3 protein-coding genes and 1 pseudogene are annotated in these 2,617 nt (G+C 69.1%); all 4 read right to left on the bottom strand.

What is annotated here, in order from left to right; genetic code table 11:
* Positions 1 to 1,205, bottom strand: a 1,205-nt coding sequence (locus tag VIR09_RS03730; RefSeq protein ID WP_332011648.1) for an efflux transporter outer membrane subunit, incomplete at its 3' end; no start/stop codon positions are given.
* A gap of 53 nt (positions 1,206 to 1,258) precedes the next feature.
* A complete protein-coding gene (locus tag VIR09_RS03725; protein WP_332011647.1) occupies positions 1,259 to 2,173 on the bottom strand; it encodes an HlyD family secretion protein in 915 nt (304 codons plus the stop codon).
* Positions 2,174 to 2,175: 2 nt separating this feature from the next.
* Positions 2,176 to 2,388 carry a DUF1656 domain-containing protein gene (locus tag VIR09_RS03720; protein ID WP_332011646.1) on the bottom strand — a complete coding sequence of 71 codons (213 nt, stop codon included), beginning with the start codon at positions 2,386 to 2,388 and terminating at the stop codon, positions 2,176 to 2,178.
* Positions 2,385 to 2,617 (bottom strand): annotated as a pseudogene (locus tag VIR09_RS03715) (FUSC family protein); the annotation flags it as partial. The pseudogene VIR09_RS03715 and the gene VIR09_RS03720, both read right to left, overlap by 4 nt.

The raw sequence follows: 2,617 nt of genomic DNA, 5'->3' as shown, positions 1-2,617 counted from the left end.
TCCAGCTGGCGCGCGTAGACCACCAGCGCGCTTTCCGTTTCCCGCAAGGCATTCAGCACAGTGGCGTCGAAACGCGCCGCCGCGCCCTTGGTGCTGGCCTGCGCCTCGGCGATGCGGGCCTGCGCCGCGCCGGTGTTGGGGATGGTCCACGAGATCAGCGGACCGACGCTCCAGCTGAAGGTGCCGCGGTCGCCGAACATGGCGGCCGGGCCGCCCGAGGCGGCCGACAAGCCCAGTGAGATCTTCGGATACAGGTCCGCGGTGGCCACGCCGATGCGCGCGGTGGACGCCGCCAGCGTGCGCTCGGCCTGGCGGATGTCCGGACGGCGGCGCAGCAGCTCGGCGCCATCGCCCACGGGGATGGTTTCGGTCAGGCGCGGCGCCTTGGCGCATTGCAGCAGCGCGGGCGAGATTTCGCCGGGCGTCTGGCTGGTCAGCGCTGCCAGGCGGTACAGGGCGGTGCGCTGCTGGGCCTGGAACGGCGGCAGGTTGGCCTGCAGTTGCTGTAGCTGGCTGCGGGCGCGGGTCACGTCCAGCGCCGTGCCGCGGCCGGCGCGCTGCAACCGGTCCACCGCGTCCAGGGATTGTTTCTGCACCTGCACCGAATGCTGGGCGGAAGCCAGCTGCATGCCGGCCGCGCACATATTGGCGTAGGCCCGCGCGGTCTCGGCAGCCACGGTGACGCGGGTGGCGTCGTAGGCGGCCTGCGCGGCCTGCTCGTCGCCGCTGGCCGCTTCCACGGCGCGGCGGATCTGGCCGAACAGGTCCAGCTGATACGACACGCTGGCGCCCATGGAATAGGACCAGCGGTTGGGCGGATCGATGCCGGGTTGCAGTTCCTGCAAGCCGGACACGTGGCCGAAAGTGGGCGAGGCGTTGACGCCGATCGTGGGCTGTTGCTGCGCCTGGGTTTCCTTTACCGCGGCCTGGGCGCGTTCCAGGTTGGCGCTGGCGACGCGCAGGTCGGTGTTGGCCGCCAGGGCTTTTTCCACCAGTCCGTCCAGCACCGGATCGTCGTACAGGCGCCACCAGTGGCCAGGTACCGCATCCTGCCGGAACGCGGCGTCGCGCGCTTCCGTGAAAGGCGTTTGCGCGCTCTGCCGCTCGGCCACCGATCCGGCGGGCACCTGGTAGTCAGGGCCCACGGTGGTGCATCCGGCTAGCGTCAGGGCCAGCATCAGCGGCAGAAGGTGTCTGGTGTTCATGGCAATTACGGCTGTGCGTCGATTAGGGGTGAGAGGTTGGAAAAAAGCAGCGGTCAGGACGGCTGGTGGGTCTTGTTCTGCGCGTGGGCGGGACCGGAATCCACCGACACGGTGGCGGTCTGGCCGGCCACCAGGCGCACGCCTTCAGGCACGTCGTCGATCTTTACGCGCACCGGAATGCGCTGTGCCAGGCGGACCCAGTTGAACGTGGGATTGACGTTGGGCAGCAGGTTGGCGCCGGTGCTGCGGTCGCGGTCGGCGATGCCCATGGCAATGCTCTCCACGTGGCCGCGGATATGGTGCGAATCGCCCATCAGCGTCACGGTCACGGGATCGCCCTCGCGGATGCCGGGCAGCTTGGTTTCCTCGAAATAGCCTTCGACATAGAACGAGCTGGAATCCACCAGCGCCATCACGCCGCGGCCAGCGGTGGCGTAGGAGCCGGCGCGCAGGTCCAGGTTGGTGATGCGGCCATCGTTGACGGCCAGCACCCGGCTGCGGTCCAGGTTCAGGCGCGCGGTATTGAGCTGCACTTCGGCCTGGGCCAGTGCGGCCTCGGTCTGCTGCAGCTTGGTCTGGCTTTGCTCCAGTGCCTCGGCGGCGACCAACTGGCCCAGCGAGCGGTTGCGCTTGGCGTCGCGCACCGCCTGGTCCCGCGCTACTTGCGCAGAGCGCACCGAGGCCTGGGCCTGATCAAAGGCCAGCTGGAAGCGCGCGCGGTCGATTTCGAACAGCACGTCGCCGGCCTTCACGTCCTGGTTGTCGTGCACCGGCACGCTGGTCACCAGGCCGGAGACATCCGGCGCGACCTGCACCACGTAGGCCTTGACGCGGCCGTCGCGGGTCCAGGGTTCGACTTCATAGTGCACCCAGAGCTGCCAGCCGGCGTAGGCGGCCGCGGCGACGACGACGGCGGTCACCGCGAACTTGCCGATGGCTGCGGGGCGGAGGGCATTGGGGAGTTTCATGCTTATCTCTGGAGTAAATAGGGGGAAATGAGGGATACGCCGTACAGCAGCACCACGAACAGCGCCAGGTCGAACAGCGCGGGGTGCCACACCAGGCGGTACAGCCCGGCGCGGGCCAACACGCGGCGCACCGCCCAGGCCACGCCCAGGGTGACCGCGCCCAACACCAGCAGCCAGGGGAAATAGACGCCGTAAAGATTGAATTCGCCGATCATGATGCTTGGCCCTCCAGCGTCGGGTGGGCGGGTTGATAGTCGGGCGCGTCGGGGAAGAAGGCGCGCCGTATGCCCACCAGGGCGACCACGGCGCGGTCGCGGGAAGCGGCGCCGGGGGGCGTCGAGGCCACGCTGGCAAGCGCGCGGTCGATCTGCACCAGGAACTCTGGCGTCTTCTCGCCGATCTGCCAGGCCGAGCGGGCGCGGAAGAACTTGGCCAGCCCGTCCA

It is taken from the genome of Achromobacter sp., from assembly GCF_036567245.1.
GTDB lineage: Bacteria > Pseudomonadota > Gammaproteobacteria > Burkholderiales > Burkholderiaceae_B > Achromobacter.
Note: the sequence above shows the minus strand (reverse complement) of the source record. Positions and strands in the feature narration are given on the sequence as shown.

Bases quoted from the DNA above. Each gene is read 5' to 3' on its own strand.
- VIR09_RS03725 (WP_332011647.1), bottom strand. From the start codon at position 2,173: ATGAAACTCCCCAATGCCCTCCGCCCCGCAGCCATCGGCAAGTTCGCG.
- VIR09_RS03720 (WP_332011646.1), bottom strand. From the start codon at position 2,388: ATGATCGGCGAATTCAATCTTTACGGCGTCTATTTCCCCTGGCTGCTG.